This window comes from Stenotrophomonas sp. P5_B8 (genome assembly GCF_054049855.1).
In genome coordinates this window covers 1-4,625 of the sequence record NZ_JBFULO010000318.1, presented here as the reverse complement: position 1 = coordinate 4,625, position 4,625 = coordinate 1, and the positions used below count along the sequence as shown (strand labels likewise).

At 66.1% G+C, this 4,625-nt stretch carries 4 protein-coding genes; 1 reads left to right on the top strand and 3 read right to left on the bottom strand.

What is annotated here, in order from left to right:
• Positions 1-251 precede the first annotated feature (251 nt).
• The 3 genes from mqo to ACXJKH_RS15375 form a co-directional block, all read right to left on the bottom strand.
• Entirely contained in the window at positions 252-1,949 is a 1,698-nt protein-coding gene (gene mqo, locus ACXJKH_RS15385) for a malate dehydrogenase (quinone) (protein ID WP_457320564.1), read from the bottom strand.
• Positions 1,950-2,098: 149 nt separating this feature from the next.
• On the bottom strand, positions 2,099-2,683 hold the full coding sequence (locus ACXJKH_RS15380) for a hypothetical protein (protein ID WP_457320562.1): 585 nt from the start codon (positions 2,681-2,683) through the stop codon (positions 2,099-2,101).
• A 117-nt stretch (positions 2,684-2,800) separates the two neighbouring features.
• Entirely contained in the window at positions 2,801-3,706 is a 906-nt protein-coding gene (locus ACXJKH_RS15375; protein WP_256776365.1) for a LysR family transcriptional regulator ArgP, read from the bottom strand.
• A 135-nt stretch (positions 3,707-3,841) separates the two neighbouring features.
• Between ACXJKH_RS15375 and ACXJKH_RS15370 the strand changes: the two genes are divergently transcribed.
• Entirely contained in the window at positions 3,842-4,480 is a 639-nt protein-coding gene (locus ACXJKH_RS15370; RefSeq protein ID WP_256776364.1) for a LysE/ArgO family amino acid transporter, read from the top strand.
• Positions 4,481-4,625 lie beyond the last annotated feature (145 nt).

Genomic DNA, 4,625 nt, shown 5'->3' with positions numbered 1-4,625 from the left:
GTCGGGCGCTGGGCTCCCATGCCCTTGGAGGCGAAATAAAGGGGGAGGGGGCGGCCGCAGGCCGACGCCGGAGGACATTCGCCGGAAAGGGCATGGGAGCCCAGCGCCCGGCCCACCGACTGCCGCTTCATAAAGGTCCAGAGAGCGCCCGATGTTTCCCACGCCGATGGAATAACACGCAAAAAAAATCCGGCCCACACCGGGGCCGGATCCAGGTTTTCACCGCGCGGCCAACGCCGCAGCAGGCAGGCTTACAGCGCCTGCAGTTCTTCGTTGGCGTTGCGCTTCTTCTGCGCCGGTGCGGCGGCCGGCGGCGGGGTCAGCATCACCGCCGGGGTGGTGGCGTTTTCCACCGGCACCTCCAGGTAGGGCAGCTTCAGCGTTTCGCTGGTCTGGCGGCGGATCTCGTTGGTCAGTGCCGGGCTGTCGTTGAGCTTGCGCCCGTAGGACGGCACGATCTGCTTCAGCTGCGCTTCCCAGCCGGCGGCCATCTGCTGCGGGAACGCCTTCTTGAGCAGGTCCAGCATGATCGGCGGCGACGTCGAGGCGCCCGGCGAGGCGCCCAGCAGCGCGGCCAGGGTGTGATCCTTGTCGGTCACGATCTCGGTACCGWACTGCAGCACCGGACCCTTCTCCGGGTCGCGCTTGATGATCTGCACGCGCTGGCCGGCGGTGACCAGTTTCCAGTCCTCACGCTTGGCGTTGGGGAAATACTTGACCAGTTCGGCCTGGCGATCCGCGTCGTTCAGGCGCGCCTGGCCCATCAGGTACTTCACCAGGTCCAGGTTCTCCATGCCCACATCGAGCATGCCGGCCACGTTGTTGTGGTTGACCGAGGAATACAGGTCGAACCACGAGCCGTGCTTGAGGAACTTGGTGCTGTACAGCGCGAAGGGCCCGAACAGCACCACCGGCTTGCCGTCCAGCTTGCGCGCGTCCAGGTGCGGCACCGACATCGGCGGCGAGCCGGTCTCGGCCATGCCGTAAGCCTTGACCGAATGGCGTCCGGCGATTGCCGGGTCCTGGAAGGCCAGGAACTGGCCGCCCACCGGGAAGCCGGCATAGTCCTTCGCCTCGGGGATGCCCGACAACTGCAGCAGCTTCAGCGCGGCACCGCCGGCCCCGATGAACACGAAGCGCGACTTGATCGTGGACTCCTTGCCGGACTTCAGGTCCTTGACCGTCACGTTCCAGCTCTTGTCCTCGTTCTGGCGCAGCGCGCCCACTTCATGCTCCAGGTGCAGCTGGAAGTTCGGGCTGCGCTGCAGGCCGGCGGTCAGCTGCCGGGTGATCACGCCGAAGTTGACGTCGGTGCCCAGCGGCATCCAGGTCGCGGCGACCTTCTGCTTCGGGTCGCGGCCTTCCATCAGCAGTGGCGCCCACTGCTTGATCTGCGTGGCATCCTCGGAATACTGCATGCCGTAGAACAGCGGGTTCTTGACCAGCGCCTGCTGGCGCTTGTGCAGGTAGGCGATGTTGTCATCGCCCCACACAAAGCTCATGTGCGGGGTGGGATTGATGAAATCCGATGGTTCGCCCAGGCGCCCCTGCTTGATCTGGTGCGACCAGAACTGGCGGGAGATCTCGAACTGTTCGGCGATACCGACCGCCCGCTTGGTCTCGATGCTGCCATCGGGCAGTTCGGGGGTGTAGTTGAGTTCGGCGAACGCCGAGTGGCCGGTGCCGGCGTTGTTCCAGCCGTCCGAACTCTCCAGCGCCACGCCGTCGAGGCGTTCGTAGAGCTGGATGTTCCAGTCCGGCTGCAGTTCCTGCAGGAACGTGGCCAGGGTGATGCTCATGATGCCGCCGCCGACCAGCACGACATCGACCGGCTTGCCGTTGGCCGCGGCCGGGACCGAGCGCTGGTGCAGGGGCCAATACAGGAAAAGCGCGGCTGTCAGCAGCAACAGCACGAGCAGGCCGAGGACGACCTTGGCGAATTTCTTCATGGGGATCTCAGGTGGGGGAGATGTGAACAGGATGCCCACGCCCCGGCTACGAGGCGTGAAGAAACAAAGGGTTGGCACTCCAGGATGGCGATTTTATCGCCTTTCGCCCGATTTCTGGTGCAACGCAGCATCCGGCCGGTGCAATGCGCTCAATCCGGCGAAAGGGTGAAGTACTCGGCCAGGAAGTAGATCGCCTGGTACAGCAGCGCTGCCACGGCCAGCGCCAGCTGCACGCGTCGCTGGCGGCAGACCGCACCCAGGCCGGCGACCGCCAGCATCAGCACCGTATGCAGGGGATAGGCCGGCCCGAGCATCTGCCACCGGCTGTGGCCCTTGATGGCCGTATCGCCCAGGTCGAGCAGGGTCAGCAGCGCCAGCATGCCGAAGAACCAGCCGCGACGTTGCAGCAGATAGGCCTCATAACTGCCGTACTCGCGCACGTCATCGGGAAACAGCAGCACGCACAGCATGAACCAGGCCGCGCAGTAGGCGATGACAAACAGGTACAGCCCGAACGTCCATTGGCGCACTTCGCCGAGGCGGAACTCCCACCACCAGAACGTCACCACCGAGATCAGCGCCCACAGCACCCAGCACAGGTGGATCCATGACCAACCACGCCGCCCGGGGTGCTCGATGATCGAGGCCAACCCGCGCAGCAGGGTAGTGATGCTCAGCCCCAGGATGATGCTGAGCACCACGCGGATATGCAGGTAGACCGGATCGGTGTCCATCGCCATGGCCATCGCGGGGATGCGCCGATGCTGCGCCGGCCGGGATCATCGGGCCGTGTAGGGCGTGGCGCCCCGCAGGATGTGCTTCTTGCTTCTGAACCGTGCCGGCCGATCCCGTCAGCGCTTCTTCCGCACCAGCGTGGTCGACGCATCCAGCACCGCCCGGGTCAGCAGCGCCATGGTCTGCACGTCGCCCTTCCAGTGCTGCCAGTACAGCGGCACGTCTTCCCACGCGCGCTGCTTCATCAGCACCAGTCGGCCGGCCTCCAGATGGCGCTTGACCAGCGGCAGCGGATTCATCGTCCAGCCCAGCCCGCCCAGGTTGGCCTGGACGAACGCCCGCGTCGACGGAATCCACCACGTCGGCGCCGTCAGTGGCAGATCGTCACCGGCCAGGCGTCGGGCGAAACGCGCCTGCATGTCGTCCTTGCGGTTGAACACCAGCACCGGCGCCTGCGCCAGCGACTGCGCATTGACCCCCTTGGCGAAATGCTTCTCATGGAAGGCCGGGGTGCACGTGGCGGCGTAGCGGATGCTGCCCAGCGCATGGATCTGGCAGCCCTGCACCGGCTCGTCCAGCGTGGTCACCGCGCCGAGCACCGCCCCCTGGCGCAGCAACGCCACCGTGTGGTCCTGGTCTTCCGAACGCAGGTCCAGCGTGGTGCCGGTCTGCCGCGCGAAGTTCAGCGCCGCCTCCGGGAACCAGGTCTCCAGGCTGTCGTGGTTGACCGCCACCGGAATGCTCGCGTGCGGCAGGTCTTCATCGGCGATACCCATCCGATGCAGCGCATCGTGCTCCAGCAGCGCCGTCTGCTCGGCCAGCTGCACCAGCACCTGGCCCTCCGGGGTGGCCACCGCGGGCGAGGAGCGCTTTACCAGCAGTCGCCCGACCCGATCCTCCAGCGCCTTGATCCGCTGGGACACCGCCGAAGCGGTCACATTGAGCGACTGCGCGGCCCGCTCGAAGCTGCCCTCGCGGACCACCGCGGCCAACGCGCGCAGCTGGGCATGGTCGATGCGCATCAGATTAAGTCTCGCTAAAGATGGTTAAGTAAGTTTAGCTCTACTTTTTCATGTTGCGGCGCGACAATGTGCGCCATCCGGTGCTGTACGCCTTGGCGAGGCACCGCTCCCACCTGCAAGACAAGGCGGTATCCCATGTTCTCCACCATTCTCTCCGGCGGCCCCGGTCTGGCCGCGTGGCTCAGCGGCGCCGCTACCGGCATCGGCCTGTTCGCCGTGGTCGGTGCGCAGAGCGCCTTCATCCTGCGCCAGGGCATCCTGCGCAAGCACATCGTGCCGGTGGTAGCCACCTGCGCGGCGATCGACGGCATCTTCATCTTCGCCAGCGTGGCCGGCCTGCGCACCCTGACACAAGCGCTGCCGTGGCTGACCACGGTGGTGCTGTGGGGCGGCGTCGCCTTCCTGGCCTGGTACGCCTGGCAGTCGGCGCGGCGTGCGCTGGCCGGTGGCGGCGGCATGCACGTGGACGATGGCGACAGCACCTCGCGCCGTGCCGTGCTGATTTCAGCAGTCGGCTTCTCGCTGATCAACCCGCATTTCTGGTTGGACATGATGGTCATTGGTGGCATTGCCGAGAACTTCGGCAACGCGCGCATGGCGTTCGCCGCCGGCGTGTTCACCGCCAGCTGCCTGTGGCTGACCGCCCAAGGGCTGGGCGCACGCATGCTGGCCCCGCTGTTCACCAAGCCCAAGACCTGGCGGATTCTGGACGGCACCATMGCGGTGATTCTGTCGATCCTGGCCCTGACCCTCGCGTTCCGCGGCATGCATTGAACTCTCTCCTCGATGCGTTCCTTCAATGGCACCGCTTGCGGTGCCATTTTTTATGGGTTTTCCCCTGCATCCGCGTGGTAAGCACGAAGCCCGCCGTGGACCTTTACAGGCGCGGCCGTCGGTGGGTCGGGCGCTGGGGCCCCAG